14 protein-coding genes are annotated in these 17,636 nt (G+C 49.7%); 5 read left to right on the forward strand and 9 right to left on the reverse strand.

Annotated features, from left to right (window positions below; genetic code table 11):
* Positions 1-13: 13 nt before the first annotated feature.
* The 6 genes from FHS16_RS03545 to FHS16_RS03570 form a co-directional block, all read right to left on the reverse strand.
* Positions 14-1,363 carry an ABC transporter substrate-binding protein gene (locus FHS16_RS03545; protein ID WP_183558947.1) on the reverse strand — a complete coding sequence of 450 codons (1,350 nt, stop codon included), beginning with the start codon at positions 1,361-1,363 and terminating at the stop codon, positions 14-16.
* A 122-nt stretch (positions 1,364-1,485) separates the two neighbouring features.
* On the reverse strand, positions 1,486-3,114 hold the full coding sequence (locus FHS16_RS03550; RefSeq protein ID WP_183558949.1) for a response regulator transcription factor: 1,629 nt from the start codon (positions 3,112-3,114) through the stop codon (positions 1,486-1,488).
* Complete coding sequence (locus FHS16_RS03555) at positions 3,107-4,888, reverse strand: cache domain-containing sensor histidine kinase (RefSeq protein ID WP_183558951.1); 1,782 nt, start codon at positions 4,886-4,888, stop codon at positions 3,107-3,109. Before FHS16_RS03555 ends, FHS16_RS03550 begins: the two co-directional genes overlap by 8 nt.
* Before the next feature lie 147 nt (positions 4,889-5,035).
* Positions 5,036-5,623: an NAD(P)H-dependent oxidoreductase gene (locus FHS16_RS03560; protein WP_183558953.1), complete on the reverse strand. Its 588-nt coding sequence runs from the start codon at positions 5,621-5,623 to the stop codon at positions 5,036-5,038.
* Between the two features lie 64 nt (positions 5,624-5,687).
* Positions 5,688-6,530 (reverse strand): SDR family oxidoreductase, encoded by an 843-nt coding sequence (locus FHS16_RS03565; protein ID WP_183559658.1) that lies wholly within the window; start codon positions 6,528-6,530, stop codon positions 5,688-5,690.
* 34 nt (positions 6,531-6,564) lie between these two features.
* Complete coding sequence (locus FHS16_RS03570; RefSeq protein ID WP_183558955.1) at positions 6,565-7,467, reverse strand: LysR family transcriptional regulator; 903 nt, start codon at positions 7,465-7,467, stop codon at positions 6,565-6,567.
* A 168-nt stretch (positions 7,468-7,635) separates the two neighbouring features.
* Between FHS16_RS03570 and FHS16_RS03575 the strand changes: the two genes are divergently transcribed.
* Genes FHS16_RS03575 through FHS16_RS03590 form a run of 4 tightly spaced genes read left to right on the forward strand, consistent with a single transcriptional unit; the run spans position 7,636 to position 12,353 of the window.
* Positions 7,636-8,745 carry an extracellular solute-binding protein gene (locus FHS16_RS03575; protein ID WP_183558957.1) on the forward strand — a complete coding sequence of 370 codons (1,110 nt, stop codon included), beginning with the start codon at positions 7,636-7,638 and terminating at the stop codon, positions 8,743-8,745.
* 3 nt (positions 8,746-8,748) lie between these two features.
* Complete coding sequence (locus tag FHS16_RS03580) at positions 8,749-10,431, forward strand: ABC transporter permease (RefSeq protein WP_246431577.1); 1,683 nt, start codon at positions 8,749-8,751, stop codon at positions 10,429-10,431.
* The gene (locus FHS16_RS03585) at positions 10,428-11,672 is read left to right on the forward strand and encodes an ABC transporter ATP-binding protein (protein WP_183558959.1); all 1,245 of its coding nucleotides are present in this window, start codon (positions 10,428-10,430) and stop codon (positions 11,670-11,672) included. The genes FHS16_RS03580 and FHS16_RS03585 overlap by 4 nt, the downstream gene beginning before the upstream one ends.
* 3 nt (positions 11,673-11,675) lie before the next feature.
* Entirely contained in the window at positions 11,676-12,353 is a 678-nt protein-coding gene (locus tag FHS16_RS03590; RefSeq protein WP_183558961.1) for a metallophosphoesterase, read from the forward strand.
* A gap of 50 nt (positions 12,354-12,403) precedes the next feature.
* On the opposite strand, the gene FHS16_RS03595 is transcribed toward FHS16_RS03590, so the two are convergent.
* The 3 genes from FHS16_RS03595 to FHS16_RS03605 are packed head-to-tail and all read right to left on the reverse strand — an operon-like array spanning position 12,404 to position 16,073.
* Complete coding sequence (locus FHS16_RS03595) at positions 12,404-13,516, reverse strand: Ger(x)C family spore germination protein (protein ID WP_246431606.1); 1,113 nt, start codon at positions 13,514-13,516, stop codon at positions 12,404-12,406.
* Between the two features lie 5 nt (positions 13,517-13,521).
* Complete coding sequence (locus FHS16_RS03600; RefSeq protein WP_183558965.1) at positions 13,522-14,598, reverse strand: GerAB/ArcD/ProY family transporter; 1,077 nt, start codon at positions 14,596-14,598, stop codon at positions 13,522-13,524.
* Between the two features lie 17 nt (positions 14,599-14,615).
* Positions 14,616-16,073, reverse strand: coding sequence for a spore germination protein (locus tag FHS16_RS03605; RefSeq protein WP_183558967.1), 1,458 nt, complete (start codon positions 16,071-16,073; stop codon positions 14,616-14,618).
* A 231-nt stretch (positions 16,074-16,304) separates the two neighbouring features.
* On the opposite strand from FHS16_RS03605, the gene FHS16_RS03610 reads away from it, so the two are divergent.
* Positions 16,305-16,733: a collagen-like protein gene (locus FHS16_RS03610; protein WP_183558969.1), complete on the forward strand. Its 429-nt coding sequence runs from the start codon at positions 16,305-16,307 to the stop codon at positions 16,731-16,733.
* Positions 16,734-17,636: the final 903 nt, after the last annotated feature.

The raw sequence follows: 17,636 nt of genomic DNA on the forward strand, positions 1-17,636 counted from the left end.
TTTTATTTACCGATTAATTGCGGTCAATGCCGTCCGAAACCTTCTGAATATCCTTAAGTGCTGTTTCAATGCTTTTGCCTGCCGCGACATCCTGCATCGCTACGCCGATAGCATTCGTAAGCTCAGGATAATCGAGCAGACGTTTGCCGATCGCATTGGCAATGGCGTCATTTACGGTTTTGATGCCTTCGCGCTCAGCTTCGAATTTGAATTGATCAAGCGATTGGATTTGTACGCCAACCTTAGCTGGAGACCCTTGAATGAAGTCCGCCATAATTTGCTGGCCTTCGCCTTGCGTCATGAATTCAAGCAGCTTCCATGCCGCTTCCTTGTGCTTCGAGCTTTTGTTGATGGACAGCGCCGTATCTACGCTCGCTACCGCTCTTGCTTCATTCGGTCCGATTTGCGGAAGCAGGAAAATGCCTGTTTCGTCATTTTCGATTGCGGTGCCGTCTTTCTCACCGCCCGGCAGGCTGAAGCCTGCATGCCATGAGCCCGTTAGGAACATAGCTGCTTTGCCGGAATAGAAATATTGGTCACGCGCATCCGGATAAGTCGACAAGCCGAGTGCTCCGTCCTGCATCACTTTGTCTGTGAACAGCTTGCTCCAAGCCGTCATCGTGTCTACGAAAGCCTGATCTGTCCATGCCAGCTTGCCTTGCTCGGCCTCGTAAATTTTACCTGGCGCGAATTGGTTGCTGAGCGATACGAACATATCGACATCATGCCAGATATCCTTTGCTCCGAATGCCACCGGTACGATGCCGTCGCCTTTTTCGCGAATGGTAGCATTGACGCTAAGCCATTCCTCATAGGTTGCAGGTACCTTAGTAATGCCAAGCTTATCAAAAATCGTTTTGTTATAGAGTACGAACTCTTGTCCCGTAAGATTAAGCGGCAAAGCTACCATCGTGCCATCCGTCGCTTTGACTTGGTCAATCGACGCTTTCACGAAATTGTCCTGCCAGCCTGCTCCCCAGTTCTTGTCCGCAAGCGCTTCAATCGGCTCGAGCGTATTCGCGTATTGATTCAGCATCCCGCCGACTTGCATGCCTAGCAGATCCGGACCTTCATTGGCAGCCATCGCAACCTGAAGCTTCTTTTGGAAATCCGTTTGCTCGCCGCGCCAGTAATCAACTTTGATGTTCGGGTTAGCTGCCTCGAAAGCAGCGATGGCCTTCTCTGCTTGTACGTCAGTTGGTACCCATGACCAGAAGGTGACCGTTTCCTGCTCGCCTGAAGCGGCGCCTCCGTTATTTCCTGTGTTTGATTCCGCGTTCTTATTACCGCATGCCGCGGCTGTCAGCAGCAAGCAAACCGACAATGCCAGCACAAGCGCAAATTTGAATGATCCTTTTTTCATTTTCCCATCTCCCCTTAGATGTGTGCTTCTCTTCTTGCTCCTTAATCATAAAAAAGAAGAGCCCGCTCGCGGACTCCATTATTTTTACTTTTACTCTATCTTTTTTACTTTTTATACTAGAACTACCGCTTCTGCTGCTTTTCGTACTCAAGCGGAGTCGTTCCGGTTATTTTTTTGAATACGGTAAAAAAATAATTGTAGTGGTTAAATCCAACCTGCTTTACCACATCCTTGAGGTCTGTGTCACCGGTCCGGATGAGCAGCTTAGCCTGCTCCACCCGCACATGGTTCACATAATCGGCAAACCCCTGCCCGCACTCTTCCTTGAACATTCGGCTCAAATAGGAGGCATTGACCCCAATGACCTCCGCAGCTTCCTGCAAGGTTATGGGCTCTGTGAAATGCCTGCGTATCCATTCCATCGTCCGCCTCGTGTTATCGGAGTACAGCGTATCATGCACGAACGGGCGCAGCGCTTGAACAAGCCTGCGGTAAATCTCCACGATCCACTCCTTCAGCTCAGCCAGCGTATCGAACTTGCCAATCGCTTGATAAGGGTTATGATCGTTCTCGAATAAATCCTGCTCCGCTATGCCCGCTTCCTTCGACTTGCGGTTCACGAGATGAATAAGCTCGACCGCGACCATTTGCGTCGTCTTGTGCGGAGCTCGCGCCTTCCCCATCCGGGCAAAGAGCTCCTCGATTTGAAAAATAAGCTCCTCCTCATTGAGCGTCGCAAGCAGTGACAGCAGCTGCTTCTCCAGCTTTACATCTACGGAGAAATTGACGCTGGAGGCTTCCTTCCGCTGAAGCCCCGGCCAGATCACAACGTCTCCGCCTTCATAGAAGCGCTCCTGCAGCGCCTTGTCCGCGTCTTTGTAGTAGCTCGGCAGCGTTTCCACCTTGCTGCACATGTCGCTTACGCTGCAGCTTATGACTAAATTCAGCTGGCGCTTCGCGCTCACTCTAATGCGCGACAGCGCCTCCGATATGATGGTGTGCCATATAAACCTGCTGTTCGTATCAAAAGAAAAAACGAAAGCGAATTTCCCGTTTTCAACGGGCGTCATATATGCATTTCCCGTATCCGCCAAAATGTTATCCGTAATATCCATAAAGGAGCCGTTCATGAATGCAAGCTCCTTCGCATCGAATCGGTCCTCGAGCTTCCTTCGGCTATCCCATTCCGCAACGACTACTGTAAGCATTCGCAGGTTGAGCGTGACATCCAGCTTATCCGCCTTCAGCAGAAGCTCCTCTTCGCTGCCGTAGCTGTGCTGAACAAGATCCCTTATGAATTCCCGAAGCAGCGTCGTCTGATTCTGCTGCAGCTGCTTCTGCATATGTATCGTCTTCTCCTGCGCCTCCTGCTCTTTGGCAAGCAGCTCCTTCGCGCCAGCCAGCGCTGCCTGCAGGATGCGCGCATCCAGCTCATGCTTCAGAATATAGTCCACGGCACCCTTGCGCATACTGTTTTTTACGTAATGCACATCGCTATAGCTGCTGATCGCAATTACTTGCGTATGGGGAAATTGCTCTGCGATATAATTAATAAGCGCGAGCCCGTCCATGCCGGGCATGCTCATGTCCGTAATGACAATTTCGGGATTGCGTTCATGCAGGAGCTTGACTGCTGCCTGCCCTCCGTTTGCTTCGCCGCATAGGAGGAAACCATGCGCTTCCCAGTTCATCATGTTTTTCAACTTACTCAGCATGGGCAAGTCATCGTCCACCAGCAGCACGTTAAGCATCCTCGTTCTCCCCTTCCGCTTCGATCGGAATCCTCATCGTCACCGTTGTAAACAGTCCCGGCACGCTTTCAATCTGGAGCCCGTAGCCGGCACCGTAATGAAGCCTGATCCGCTCCTGGACATTGCCGAGCCCGATTCCGCTGAACCGCGACTGATTTTTCTCCGCCACCTGATCGAATATGGTCGCGAGCCGCTCCGGCTCGATCCCGACGCCATTATCAGATACCTGCAGCACGATGTGGCCTTCATCGCCATACCCTTTCACCATAAGCTGGCCTCTTCCCTTTAATGGCTCCAGTCCATGGATCAGCGCGTTCTCCACGATCGGCTGCAGCAAAAACTTCAGCATGCGCGCTTCTAAAATACCTTCTTCAATATCGAAAACCGCATCGAATTTATCATAATAGCGAAACTGCTGGATATTCAAATAATGCTCCAAATACTGCTGCTCCTCCCGCACCGAAATGAATTCGCCGCCCTTGCCCATGCTGCTGTGCAGCAGCGTAACGAGCGATGTAACCAGCTGCTTGATATTGTCAGCCTTTTGGACATCGGCAAGCCATTTGATTTGGTTCAACGTATTAAACAGGAAATGCGGATTGATCTGCGCTTGAAGCGCCTTGAATTCAAGCACGCGCTTCTGCTCCTCTGTCTTCTTCACGTCATCGAGCAATACCCGTAAATTAGTAACCATCGCATTAAAGCCACGGCTCAGCTCCTCTACCTCGTCACCGGACGAAATCGTGATCGGATCGGACAGGTTGCCGGCGCTTACCTTTTTCATCGCATGCCGCAAGCGTCCGATATTTTTCGTAATTTGATTCGAGATAATCGTTGCAACGATCAATGCCGCGATGAGCGTCAGCACCGGAATCAGCATGATGTTGTTCGCTGCTTTCCGGCTCTCGGCAAGCAGCTCGCTCAGCGGAATAAGCCCGACCGTCGTCCAGTTCGTATAATCCGACGTATGGTAGACAACGAGATGCTCCTCGCCGTTTATGCGCATGCTAAGCTTTCCTGAGCTGGCCGTGAGCAGCGGTAGCACGCTCGCATAATCCGTTCCGGCAATCGGCTTATTAATATCCTCCGCGCGGGGAGAATACACAAAGCCGCCTTTATCGTCCAGCAGAAAGAGCTGGCTCTTATTCGGCAGCGGCGTATTGAATATGCGCTCGACCACCTCGTAGTTAAAATCGACATTTACATATCCGACTGCTTCGCTGCCGTTCATGATCGCCCGCGAGATGGATACGACGTTTTGGTTCAAATAGGCGGACACCTTGTTCAGCTTCGTATTGGCATGCGTCGTAATAAATATTTTATTGCCGCGCTGCTTAAGAAGCTGCTCGTACCAAATGGAGCGCATGAATTCATCGGCAGGCACCGTGGACCCCTGCGCATAGCTGCGCCCGCCGATGCTTGCGACGAGGATGCTCGATATGTAATATTTGTAGCCGTATAGGCTCGAAATGAAATTATCGATCTTTCGGTCCTTTTCGAGCCGTTCGATCAACGTTTCCGTCGCATCGGGCAGCAGCATGTCGATGACATTAGGCTTATTCAGAGAAATAATCGTGCTGATGTAATCGATGTCCTTCAGTGTGAGCTCGAAGCTCTTGTTCGCGTCCAGTATCGTGCGCGACATAAAGCTCTCCGCCGATTCCCGCTGGCTGTCGTAATATTTGTTGTACCAGAGTACGCTTACGATCGACAGGGAAGCGATGATCACAACCGAGAAGCTTGCGAACAATTTGGTGCGTATGCCGGTTCTCATGCTGAATCTCCCATTCTTTTTCTGCTCGTTTTTGCCATTTATCATACTCCTGTTGCGCGGGCAGGACAAGCTTCACATGCAATTTACGAGAGGATGAAGTGCAGCAAGAGCCGCTCGCGGCTTCGCGAACGGCTCTTCACAATCTTTTTATTCAAATAAGCTAATCGCCTTGCCCTTAACTTCCTCAAGCATTTGCTTGCGGGCATCGTCATCGATTCGGGGAACGCTGCCAAAAAAGATATGCCCTACGGGCTTAATGCCGCAAAACTCATAAATGCCGGTATCCGAAGTCATTTTGAGACCGTCATACATGCCCGTTCGGCTGTAAATCTCAGACGGCGTGCCGTGCGTATTGATAATAAGTCCCTTTTTGCCTGAAAGCAGCTTGTTTATGTCTCCGTTCTCCCCGTAGGCATAAGCGAAACCGTAAGAAAAAACGCGATCGATATATCCCTTAATCAGCGCTGGAAGTCCTGTCCACCATATCGGATACACCATCGTGAATGCGTCCGCCCATTTCACATGCTCCTGCTCGGTCTTGATGTCCGTTGGCGTATTGCCCTCGCGCAATGCTTCGAAGTCACTCGCCTTCAGCACGGGATCGAAGCGCATCGCATACAAATCCCTTACGACGACCTCATGGCCTTCCGTCTTCAGCGAACCGATAAACGCATCGACGATCGCATTGTTAAAGCTGTCTGGATTAGGATGGCAATAAATAATCAAATGCTTCATAAAAAAGCGACACCTCCGCAGATATGAGATCCGGTCTGCCTTAGTGTTGCCACTTTCCCTTGCATTATGTAAGCCCGACCTGCTTCTCGCTCCATGTCCAAAACCGATGCGCCAGCTCAGGATTTGTTGTTTTGCTGGAAGTGGCGACGATCTTGTTGTCGATCAAATAGTGTCCGGTCAGACCAGCGGCTTCGTCGCTCGCTGCCAAATAAATGGCAGTTGCCGCGCCTTCAAGCGGGGTTCGGAAAAACGGCTTGAGAAGCCGGTGCACCGCCTTTCCGAAGCCTGTATTTCTATCTACGCCGATATTGGTCGCCACGGCGCCGGGATGCACGCAATTAACGGAAATGTGCGTATCGGCGAGGCGCCTCGCCAGCTCCTTAGTAAACAAGATATTGGCAAGCTTCGATTGCGCATACCCCTTTACGACGTTATAGCCTTTAGACAAGGTGGGATCGTCAAAATGGATTTTCCCCGCTTTGTGGGCACCTGAGGATAAGTTGACGATGCGGCCTTGCGGTGCCTGCTTGATCGGCTCCAGCAGCTCATGCGTCAGCAAAAAATGCCCCAAGTGATTCACGCCAAGCTGCGATTCATGGCCGTCTGCCGTCAATTGCCGCTTCAGCGACACGACTCCCGCATTGTTAACAAGCACATCCAAGCGAGCATGCTTCTGCTTGAACGCGGCAGCAAACGCCTTAATGCTTGCAAAGGAGCCCAAATCGCAAAGCATTAGCTCAATCCGCGAGCTTCCGCTCTGCTTCTTTGCTTGCTCTAGTGCTTGCTCCCCCCTTTCCCTGCTTCTGCATATCATGACGACATGCGCTCCCAGCTTCGCCAATTCCACGACTGTCACCAAGCCCATGCCTGAATTCGCTCCTGTAACAGCTGCCGTTTTACCCGTCATCTTTCCCATATCGTCGCCTCCCTGCCATCGTTAACTATAGCTTACCATTGGATACGAAAGTACGCCTCATAAATGCGATAAAAGAGCGTACATGCGGCGATAGCTGCTCTCCCTCCCGGTACGCGAGACAAATATGTCTGCGATTGACATACTGCGGCAAATCGCGCATAACCAGCTCACCCGCTTCAATCTCGCGCCTCACGCTGCGATGGGGCAAAATGCCGATTCCCATATTGCACTTCAATGTTTCCTTAATCGTCTCGATCGCGCCGAGCTCCATGACGCTCTCCCATTTCAGCCCAACTGCGTTTGCCCACTCATCGGACAAGGTCCTTGAGGTTGATCCCGTCTCATGGAGCAGGAACGTTTCTTTCCTCATCTCGTCTAAGCTGACATGCCGTTGATTAGCTAGCGCATGCTGCGGAGCGAGCAACAGCTTAAGCTCATCGGCAACAAGCGGCTGCACGACAAGCCCCTCTTGCGGCGAATCGCTAAGGGAGACGATGCCTACGTCGATCTCATAGCTGCGCAGCATGAACAGCACCGACCCAGCCTGCTTCACGGTAAGCTGCTGGTTGACGCCTGGGTATAGCTGTCGATAAGCGGCGAGATGCGGCGGCAGCACATACGTAGCAGGCGTATAGCTCGCCCCTAGACGCAGGCGGCCTTCCCCCTGCTCCCTTCGTTCCTGCATCGTTAGCTTTGCTTCTTCCACTAGGAACACGATTTTCCTCGCGTACGGCAATAAATCCGCAGCAGCCTCCGTCGGCTGCAAACTTCTAGACTGCTTGCGGAATAAAGTAACCCCAAGCTCCTCCTCAAGCTTCCTCAGATGGAAGCTGACCGTCGGCTGCTTCAAGCCAAGCTTGACTGCCGCATCAGCTAACGTTCTTCCTGAGCAGACCTCCATAAACACATGCAGCTGCTGCACATTCATGTATGCACCTTCTCCGGCATTTTTCAAATAATATAGATTAAATCTATAAATAGATCAATATATATCGAATACATTTAACAATTTCTAGACATCGCGTTAACAATCATCTGACAAACGGTTGGTAGAGTGAAATAGAAAGCAAAACAGATAGTGGAGGGAATAAAAAGAATGAAAACAAATGGGAAACGCTGGTTAGGGACGGTATTGGTTGCCGGATTGGCCGCGCTGACTGCCGCATGCGGCAATACGGGAAACGCAGCTAACGACGCAGCAGGGAATGCGGAAAATGTACAAACAACCGCTCCTTCGCCTGAATCGGACGCAGCAGCAACAACACCGCCAGCGGATAAAGGAACGCTAACCGTTTATTTGAATGATTTTGACAGCATCATCGCTCCTTTGTTCGAGGAAGCAACTGGTTATAAAATGGAAGTCGTCGTCGGAAACGGCGCAGAAATAATGTCACGCGTAGAAGCAGAGAAAGGCAATCCGCACTGGGATGTGCTGTGGCTAGATGCGATGCCTTCCATTCACGGCCTTGGCGCAAGCGGACAGCTGCTTGAAGACTGGACGCCTAGCAATGCCGCGAACTTGACCGATTTCGCAAAGGGCTTCTTGCCCGAGAAACAATGGTATGTACCAACCGGCGCTCATGCAGCCGGCGTGATTGTATACAACAAAAACTTGGTGAAAGCAACGGATGCTCCTCAGAGCTGGGCAGATTTCGCTAATGAGAAGTACAAGGATATGATCGGCATGGCCGACCCCGCCATCGCGGCACCTGCTTATCCGTTCGTTTCCTGGTTTTTCAAGGAAAAAGCAATGGACGGCGGCCAAGCCTTCTTCAGCTCGCTTATGGACAACGGCATGCGCGTCTATCCTAAAAACCCTAACGTGGTCAAGGCGCTAGCAGCCGGTGAAATCTCAATTGCCGCCCTTCAGGAAAGCAATGCTTATGCGATGAAAAATGCCAATGAGCCCATCGAGATCATCTGGCCAGCCGAGGGCGCTCCGGCTTCGATAAGGGTAGCAGCGATTCAGAAGGATACCGGGAATCCGAATGCGGCAAAAGCGTTTGTGGAATTTTTGCTTGATCCCAAAACGCAGCAAGCGCTTATTGACCAAGGCGATGAAAGCTACTTCCAGCCTTCCGTGAACGGCGTGAATGCAAAAGCCGACCGCGCAGCCGATGCGAAGCTCGTTGCAGCCGACGCTTCGTGGGCATCCGAGAACGAAGCAGCCATTAAGCAATGGTTCGCCGACCAGTCTGTGAAGTAAGCCATGCATATGCTCATGAAGGATCGATTGGGCTGGTTCGTCAGTATCCTCCTTTTCATCCTTGTCTTATATCCCTTGGCAGCCGTCATCGTTCAGGTGCTGCTGCCCGGGGTTTTCTTCGGCAACTGGCAACTTGGCAACCTATCGCTGCTGCTTGAAATCTTCCGCCGTCCGCTATGGCAGAAGTCATTAGAGAATTCTATCGTACTCGGCCTAGGCACGACCTTGCTTGCAACTTTGCTAGGCATGGTGCTTGCTACCGTGCGTGCCAACTGGTCGTTTAGAACAGCCAAGCTGCTTGATGGCGCAGTGTGGCTTCTCATCATCACGCCTTCTTTCATTTTGGCGCAGGGCTGGGTTTTATTTGCGGCCGGAGGAGGGATTGCAGTAAGCGCCTTCGGCTGGGATTGGGTAACCGGCGCTGTATTCCAGCCTGCCGGCCTCATCTTCATTATGACGCTCAGCAAATTTCCTTTCGCTTATTTGAGCGTATATGCCGCATTGGAGTGGAAGGTTGATCAGCTCTCCCATGCGGCAAGGCTGTCGGGCGCAACGGCTTTCACCGTATGGAGAACGATTCAAGCGCCGCTCATTTTGCCAGCCGTATGGGCAGGAGCCGCGCTCGTATTCATGGATACAATCGGCGATTTCGGATTGCCGGCATCGATTGCCGCTGTCTACCGTTTCCCTACGCTGCCCTATTCCATTTATTCGGCCATCTACACATCGCCAATCCGCTTTGATATGGCAGGCGTTCTTTCCTTCTATCTCGTCCTGCTCATCGGAATCGCCATGTCCGTTCAATTCTATGCGATGCGCCGCTCGCGTTTCGATTTCCTGTCGGCGCGCGCTGAACGGTCAACACCTAAGCCTGCCGGTAAATACGGCATGCTGCTTACCGGATTAAATCTGTTGTTTCTAGCAGTCGTCATCGGCATACCGCTTGGCGCAAACCTGCTCATGTCAGTCTTCAAGACGCAATCAGGCGGCATTGCGATAAACAATCTGACTTTGGACCATTACCGGGAGCTGTTCCACAGCTCGAGCCTGCTGCTGAAAGGCCTCTCCCATTCCTTGATGATTGCGGGAAGCGCCGCCCTTCTTGGCTTGCTGCTTGGCCTATGCGCAGCTTACGTGCTCACATACTCGCAGTTTAAATTCAAGCGTACCATCGAGGTTTTCTCGATTGTCACGCTGGCTGTGCCAGGTGTTGTGCTTGGCATCGGCTATATATTCGTTTGGAATCAGAAATGGCTGGACAAAATAGGGCTCCTTCTATATGGAACCCCTTGGATTCTGGTGCTCGCAGCTATCGCGGGCGCTATTCCCGTCATCACCAGGCTGATGGTCGGCGCCATGGCCAAAGTGCCGAATAGCCTGCTGACCGCTGCTCAACTGCAAGGCGATACATTCATAAGCCGGATTCGTCTTATTCTCATTCCGTTAGTGCGCGGCGCCTTGCTGTCCGCGGGCCTTGCCGCGTTCGGCTCCAGCGTGTTTGATCTCGCGGTCAACTCGATTCTGTTCCCGCCTAATTTCCTTACACTGCCCGTTTCCATTAATAAAGCATTCGAGGATTTGAATTTCGGCTATGCGTCAGCGGCAACCGTGCTTGGATCTGCCGTTGTCATTCTCATCATATTGGCGATTGAGCTTCTGCTCCGCCGCAAGGAGACAAAGCTATGACATCCGCCGTTCAGCAACCCAACCAGAAGCCTTTGGAGCTACCAGCATACTCGCATTCACCTGCGTACGAGAAGGAAGCTGCTCCAGCTGCTCCATATGCTCCAGCGCTGCTCGCCGCAAGGGAATTAACGAAAAGCTACGGTTCCTTTCAGGCGCTCAAAGGCATTTCCTTCGATATGAAAGAAGGAGAAATCATAAGCGTGCTAGGTCCTTCAGGCTGCGGCAAATCCACCCTTCTCCAGCTGGTCGCAGGCTTGTCGCAGCCTGACAGCGGACAGCTGCTCTTATCCGGGAATGTAATCGCATCATCCTCTGTCATGATGCAGCCAGAGAAGCGCGGCGTTAATATGGTTTTTCAGGATTATGCGCTATGGCCGCACATGAATGTCCACGACAACATTGCATACGGACTGAAGAGAAGCAAGCTGACCAAAACAGACATTCAGCAGCGCGTGCAGGAACTGCTCGCCATGCTTCACCTCGAAGGTCTGGAGCGCAGACTTCCGCCCCAGCTTTCGGGCGGACAGCAGCAGCGCGTGGCCATCGCCAGAGCTATTGCGACAAGGCCTCGTCTCATGCTGCTTGATGAGCCGCTCTCCAACCTTGACATGCGCCTGCGCGTTGAAATGCGTACGGAAATGGCCTATTTGTTCCGGCAGCTGGGCATGAGCGTATTCCATGTCACGCATGATCCTGAGGAAGCCTTCGCGATGGCGGATCGGCTGCTCATTCTGCGCGACGGGCAGATCGACCAGATCGGTACGCCGCAGCAATGCTTTACTAGGCCCGCAAGCCGATGGGCGGCCTCGTTGCTGGGCGCTATCAACGGCCTTCGCGGTTCCATCATACAAGATGAGAACGGCTGCGCTGTCCAGATTGGTCCATCCCGTATATATGGCTTGCAGCCTCCTGACAAGCCTCAATTGGGCCATAACGAGAAGGCTATTGTCATGTTTCGTCCCGAGGAAGCCGTCATTATCGAGCGGCATTCAGCAGCTGCTGAGACAGGCTCCGATGCCACACCAGCTGCAACAGCCGCATCAGACCTTACTAGCAGCATCATTCTTCTCCGTGTTAGCCATTGTACGTTTGAAGGCAACAGGTGGCGTGCAGTCGCACATACAGCTTGCGATCAGAAGCTTTATCTCGTTCACGCAACCCCGCTTGAGCCCGGCGAGATGCTAAGCGTGAAGCTGCCCGTGCAATCCGCTTTTTTATACCCTATTGAAGAAGAAAGGTAGTCGATGCTATTGAATACACCAGCCCACACAGACAATCGACTTCTAGCCATTTCCGATATTCACGGCTGTCAGGAGGAGCTTCTGCTCTTGCTTAAGGAAGCAGCCTACAACCCTGCGAAAGACAGGCTGATCTTGCTTGGCGATTATATCAATGCCGATGACCGAGAGACATGGAGCACATTGCTCGTAATCCGGCAGCTTGTTGCGCGCGGGGCTCATGCATTGACCGGCAACCAAGAGCTGCGGCTGCTAGCCTCCGATTCGAATGCTCGTCTGCTTGAGCCTAGTATCAAGAATTGGCTGCAAGAGCTTCCTTTCTATCATCTGGAGGCTCCTTATTTATTTGTCCATGCGGGGATACGCCCCGGCGTTCCTCTTCTTGGACAGAGCAGGCAGGATCTAACCGAAATCCGTGATGCGTTTATCCATAATAATCTGGCGGAGGATGACGATTGCAAGCCTTACACCATTATTTTCGGACATACGCCTACGTTCAAGCTGAAAGCCATGCCAGGCCGCATCTGGCATGGACACAGCAAAATAGGAATCGATACTGGTGCCAAGCACGGCTATCGTCTCACGCTTCTCGATCTTAGCAGCCAAGCGAGCTATTCCTGTTCTACCGCGCCTGGAGCAAGATGCAGTGATCTGCGCGCGGAACGTCTATCTTTAGACAAATAAAAGCGATATATATTGTGAACAAGGGATCGCACAACGTCTGCGATCCCTTGTTATTTGAATTTGCCAAAGTCTTTAATGACGATCCTAGCAGAAATGCGGATGTCCGCATCCGGATACTCTTTATTCCAGTCCAACTTGTTCCATTCCTCGTAACTCAAGCTGTTTCTGACATTCCTCCCGATTCCAAGGCTATCGACATTGTGCTTCTGCATGGTCGCCATGAGCGCTGCTGCTTCGTTTTCAATATATTCAGCCATTCGTTTTTCTATCTTTTTGCGATCATAATCTTTGCTAAGTTCATGAGAACCCGAATATTCCAGCACGGACCCTTTAACAACGATATTGATTTGAATATTGAAGTTCCCCTTCGTACTGCGCTTAACTTTGACATTGCGGTTACTGATGACGGAGCTGAAAAGAAGATATTCTTGCTTCTTGCTTCCGTCGCCAAGCTTCATGCTGATTTCTCCTTTTTTAAAGTTTTGTTTCATCATGGAAAAAATAAGTGATTGTTTAGATTCGATTTTCGTAATATATCGATCCTTTTTGAATAGAGCGATACCGTCGAACGAAATGTTTTTCTTATTTTCTCTAATAATCGGGGCAATCGGTTCAATGCCGTCATCGAAATAATCTCTAGAGAAATCATAGATCGTTACCAAAGGGAAGCTCATCAAGGCCGATTCCTTCTCCAGCATCCTGTCAATATATTGGCCTGCCCTTGGATGCTGTGGATAGTCTCGAACGAGTAAATCATGCGCCCTCCCATTCACGACGACTATTTTCACACGTTGTGAGATCGACGGGTCCCGAACGAGTGTATCGATGTGCTTCCAAATCCCCGTTTTGGCCAGGCTCACACCGAACAAAGTGCTCCTAAGCTGTCCGCTGACCAATGAGAGCTCGGTTTGGCCCGCAAATAATATTTTTGCTTCCTTGCTCGAATGAGCGATGGCTGTCAATGTTTCCCTTTGCATGCGCTGCTCCGGATCCGATTTGGGAATATCAACGGTGATCATCAAGCGATTATCCTTTTCATCGTTCTTGGTTCCATTTAAATCATAGCCCGTCGATTGAATAAACCCTTGTTTTTCCAGTATGCGCTGGTCACCACAGCCTGCAATTATAACGATTACAAGCAGCAATGCTGCTGCTTTGGGCATTGTCCTCAAGATGGTTTCGCTCCTTTATGAATCACAAGGATAAGAATCAGCAGAAGCGGCAAGCCGAAAGCTACTCCTAGCTCTGCATAGCCCAAATATTGCAGCCACTGTCCGACTTCCGAGAGCGTGTCCGGAAACCATGCCACGATGTATCCAAATGTTAAAATAATGAAAGCCAACACCTTCTTGTTGGCTTTGGGAACGATTCTAGCGAATGTTTCTTGGGCTGACCATGAATACAGCACGACGGATACAATCGTAGTAAACAAGAAGAACCCAAACAATAAGTTTTCAATACGTTCAATAAAAGGCAAGCGAATGTAAGACAATAAATCCAGCAACGGGTACATCATGTTCCTTATCTGCTCAAAGCTATAAAAACCAAAGCAAATCAAACAAAAAATCAAATAGGTAAGCGTTGTAATCAAATTGCCTTTATATACGGATTTAATAAATTTTTTTGGGTTGTCCGCATAGGGAAACAGCATGAAGCAAAGCTCATAGCCAAGAAAAGCAGTAAAAACGATAAAACCGCCAGTCAAGAAATGGGTATCCCCTTTAAATAAAAAAGGAGTCAGCCTCGCCCATTCAAAATCTTTGATGAAAAAAAGCTGAAGTAAAAGCATCCAGCTTGTTATCCAAAAAAAACTCGTTGCTGCTTTTGAAATCGTGTAGATGCCCTTAATGATGAGCAGATAAGCAATAATATCAATCAGCAATTTCAGAAGCATTGCATGCGTCGTGTTATAGGACATAATTTGGTATATATACACATAGTTTTTAATCACCATGCAACCCGTCATTGACCATACGCCAATGAGAATCATATAAATAGGAAAAGTAATCACACGAGGAAGAGAACTTTCCATAATCTGAAAGATAGATTTCCCCTTCCCTAGTCGATAGACGATCGAGATGATGAAGATATTCAAGTTCACAACCAGTGAGATGAGAATAACGCCTAGCCAACCGTTATAACCGAAATTCTCTGCGAGCAGGTGGGGAAGACTCATGATGACTACCCCGGTTTGATTCATATAGATTAATATCATGATATGAAACGGATGCAATTTCTCATTCAATGATTGGACACTTCCCTTTATTGCCTCATTTTATTTTTCACTTTGTTAGACGTTTTTGACTGGCTGGGCCGCTCTTTAAGCATCCAGAATGGCGCTCTGATAAACGTATCCCTCCAATCTTTTAAATGAATTGGAGCAATTGGCGTTAAATATGAGCTCTTGAGGCTCGTCAAGCCCGACAAATGGATAACCATTAGCGCAAGACCCAGCATCAACCCGAAATTCCCTAATAAGCCTGCCAAAATAATCAGGCCAAATCTGGCAAGCCGTATGGATGCGCTCATCATGTAGCTTGGTATAACGAAGGAGGCAATCGCCGACGATGCTACCGCTATGATTAATATGTTGCTGGTCAAGCCCGCCTGCACGGCTGCTTGACCAATGACGATACCGCCAACGATACCGATCGTTTGCCCGATTTTAGTAGGCAGCCTTGCCCCCGCTTCTCTCAGCAGCTCGATTGTAACTTCAAGCAGCAGCGCCTCATATATAGGCGGAAAGGGCACTCTGCTTCGAGACTCCGTTAAGGTCAGCAATAAATCCTCCGGAACCATTTCATAATGAAACGTAGTAACGGAGACGTACAAAGCCGTAAACGTAATCGTAACGATAAATGCAGCAAACCTCAGCAGTCTTGTAGCCGTACCTAATGCCCATCTTTGATAATAGTCGTCCGGCGACGAGAAAAATTCAAAGAAGGAAGCAGGAGCCGATATGACCGAAGGGCTTCCATCCACTATGGCGACGATCCGGCCCGCAACGAGCTTTGATACAGCGGCATCCGTTCTTTCCGTTGTCGGAAATTGCGGGAATATAGAATTGGGGTCATCATCGATGCACTGAACCAACATATTCGCGTCATGGATCGCATCTAATTCAATCAGCTCAACCCGCTTAATAAATTCCTGCACATATTCCATATTGGCGAGCCCGTCTATATATAGGATGTATACATCCGTTTTCGTTATCTCGCCGACCTCGCACTTGATAACCTTCAACCTCGAGCTTTTGACGCGACGCCTGATCAATGACAAATTTAAAGTAGCAGTCTCAACAAACGAGTCATGCGGACCTGTTATGACGACTTCTGATTCCGATTCTTGAATGGTGCGGGATTCTGGTTTATACACATGGATTGCATAACATTTTTCATGGAAGAAGAGAGCGACAGAGCCATTTAAGATTTTTTTGATAAGGGCGTCAGAGTCTGTTATTTCGGTAAATTGGGATCGCTCGAGCAATTGGGGGACATCCTGCTCTTCTGCCGATCCGAATGGAATAGCAATTTCGCGCGTAAATTCCTCGCTGCCTGTTAAATGGTCAAAAAACACCATTTCCAGTGCAAGATCAGGTAAGCTTCGGTAGATGAGATCCGCGCAATCCTTAAACTCTTTTAACGTAAGAGCAAGTGATGGAGCTACCTTTTTCTTCGCTGGCCCATCCTCTTTTGGTATGTTTTTCTCCGTATTAGTCATGCTGCGCCTCGCTTATTCTTCGACATCTTTACTAAACAATGTGGTCATAATTAACGGTTTTATACTCCATCGTGAAACTTCGGCATGAACAAAGGAAGATTGGCTGCTTGAATAAAGTGAAGGTTCGGAAGAGGGTCGAGCCATTATCGTGGAAGAGGCGGTTATCGCCCAAACCTTGTTCGTTGCTGCTGCATAATATGCTCTAGCCCAACTAATTAGGAGTGATAAAGCATGTCATTTTTGCCTCCTCCCGGCCCTCCGGGTCCGCTTGGACCGTTTGGCCAGTTTGGACCTTTCGGTCCGCAAGGTCCGCAAGGACCACAGGGACCACAAGGACCTGGATCGCAGGGACCTGGATCGCAAGGACCTGGATCGCAAGGACCTCAGGGACCGCAGGGACAACCGGGCATGATGCCGACTTCCCCGCCCCCTTCATTTACGCCCCAGCAGCCTTCCGCTACGCTGTTCGCTGTTGATCCCGGCGCTATATCCGGATGCTTGTTTCGTAATACCTATGTTTGGCTAAGGAATGGCCAAGGCTTTTGGTTTTTCCCTGTATTCATTGGTCGTAACTCTGTGGCAGGCTTTCGCTGGTTCGGAAGATCGTGGATGTATATGGGAATAGATTTGAGACAGATAACCACTTTCACTTGCAGGTAAGAATGGCTCAGCTATGAATAGCGGGGCTGGCTCAAAAGGAGTTCGCTCGCTGAAGAAACAGCTCGCACAATCAAAAATAAGAAGGATATCCCATGAAAAAGCGGTGCAGAGGACTAACCCTGCACCGCTTTTTTGATTGGTCTCTTGCCCCTTTCTTCAGCAAATAATGGTAAACGGAGCATTTAAATGATTCTGGAGAAGCGTTAGCGGTCGTTTTTGTGAAGGGATTCCAACCTTTCCTCGTTGATTCAAAGGAATCCCCGAGTAATGGCGATCGGAAGAATATTTAAATGTACAGTTTTCTGTTTAGCCTTAATAACTGTCCAGTTTGCCGTTTAGCCTTAATAACTGCGCAGTTTGCCGTTTAGCCTTAATAACAACAGGCATATTCCATCGTTAAAACGGAGCATTTAAATGATTCTGGAGAAGCGTTAGCGGTCGCTTTTGTGAAGGGATTCCGACCTTTCCTCGTTGATTCAAAGGAAACCCCGAGCAATGGCGATCGTAAAAATATTTAAATGTGCAGTTTGCTGTTTAGCCTTAATAACTGTTCAGTTTGCCGTTTAGCCTAAATAACAACAGGCATATTCCATCGTTAAAACGGAGCATTTAAATGATTCTGGAGAAGCGTCAGCGGTCGTTTTTGTGAGGGGATTCCGACCTTTCCTCGTTGATTCAAAGGAATCCCTGAGCAATGGCGATCGGAAGAATATTTAAATGTGCAGTTTGCCGTTTAGCCTTAATAACTGTTCAGTTTGCCGTTTAGCCTAAATAACAACAGGCATATTCCATCGTTAAAACGGAGCATTTAAATGATTCTGGAGAAGCGTCAGCGGTCGTTTTTGTGAGGGGATTCCGACCTTTCCTCGTTGATTCAAAGGAATCCCTGAGCAATGGCGATCG

Source organism: Paenibacillus endophyticus (genome assembly GCF_014192395.1).
GTDB classification, from domain to species: domain Bacteria; phylum Bacillota; class Bacilli; order Paenibacillales; family Paenibacillaceae; genus Pristimantibacillus; species Pristimantibacillus endophyticus.

Coding starts and splice junctions, on each gene's coding strand:
- FHS16_RS03580 (WP_246431577.1), top strand. CDS start 8,749: ATGCATATGCTCATGAAGGATCGATTGGGCTGGTTCGTCAGTATCCTC.
- FHS16_RS03565 (WP_183559658.1), bottom strand. CDS start 6,530: ATGACGGGTAAAACGGCAGCTGTTACAGGAGCGAATTCAGGCATGGGC.
- FHS16_RS03550 (WP_183558949.1), bottom strand. CDS start 3,114: ATGCTTAACGTGCTGCTGGTGGACGATGACTTGCCCATGCTGAGTAAG.
- FHS16_RS03590 (WP_183558961.1), top strand. CDS start 11,676: ATGCTATTGAATACACCAGCCCACACAGACAATCGACTTCTAGCCATT.
- FHS16_RS03570 (WP_183558955.1), bottom strand. CDS start 7,467: ATGAATGTGCAGCAGCTGCATGTGTTTATGGAGGTCTGCTCAGGAAGA.
- FHS16_RS03605 (WP_183558967.1), bottom strand. CDS start 16,073: ATGACTAATACGGAGAAAAACATACCAAAAGAGGATGGGCCAGCGAAG.
- FHS16_RS03545 (WP_183558947.1), bottom strand. CDS start 1,363: ATGAAAAAAGGATCATTCAAATTTGCGCTTGTGCTGGCATTGTCGGTT.
- FHS16_RS03575 (WP_183558957.1), top strand. CDS start 7,636: ATGAAAACAAATGGGAAACGCTGGTTAGGGACGGTATTGGTTGCCGGA.
- FHS16_RS03555 (WP_183558951.1), bottom strand. CDS start 4,888: ATGAGAACCGGCATACGCACCAAATTGTTCGCAAGCTTCTCGGTTGTG.
- FHS16_RS03560 (WP_183558953.1), bottom strand. CDS start 5,623: ATGAAGCATTTGATTATTTATTGCCATCCTAATCCAGACAGCTTTAAC.
- FHS16_RS03585 (WP_183558959.1), top strand. CDS start 10,428: ATGACATCCGCCGTTCAGCAACCCAACCAGAAGCCTTTGGAGCTACCA.
- FHS16_RS03595 (WP_246431606.1), bottom strand. CDS start 13,516: ATGCCCAAAGCAGCAGCATTGCTGCTTGTAATCGTTATAATTGCAGGC.
- FHS16_RS03610 (WP_183558969.1), top strand. CDS start 16,305: ATGTCATTTTTGCCTCCTCCCGGCCCTCCGGGTCCGCTTGGACCGTTT.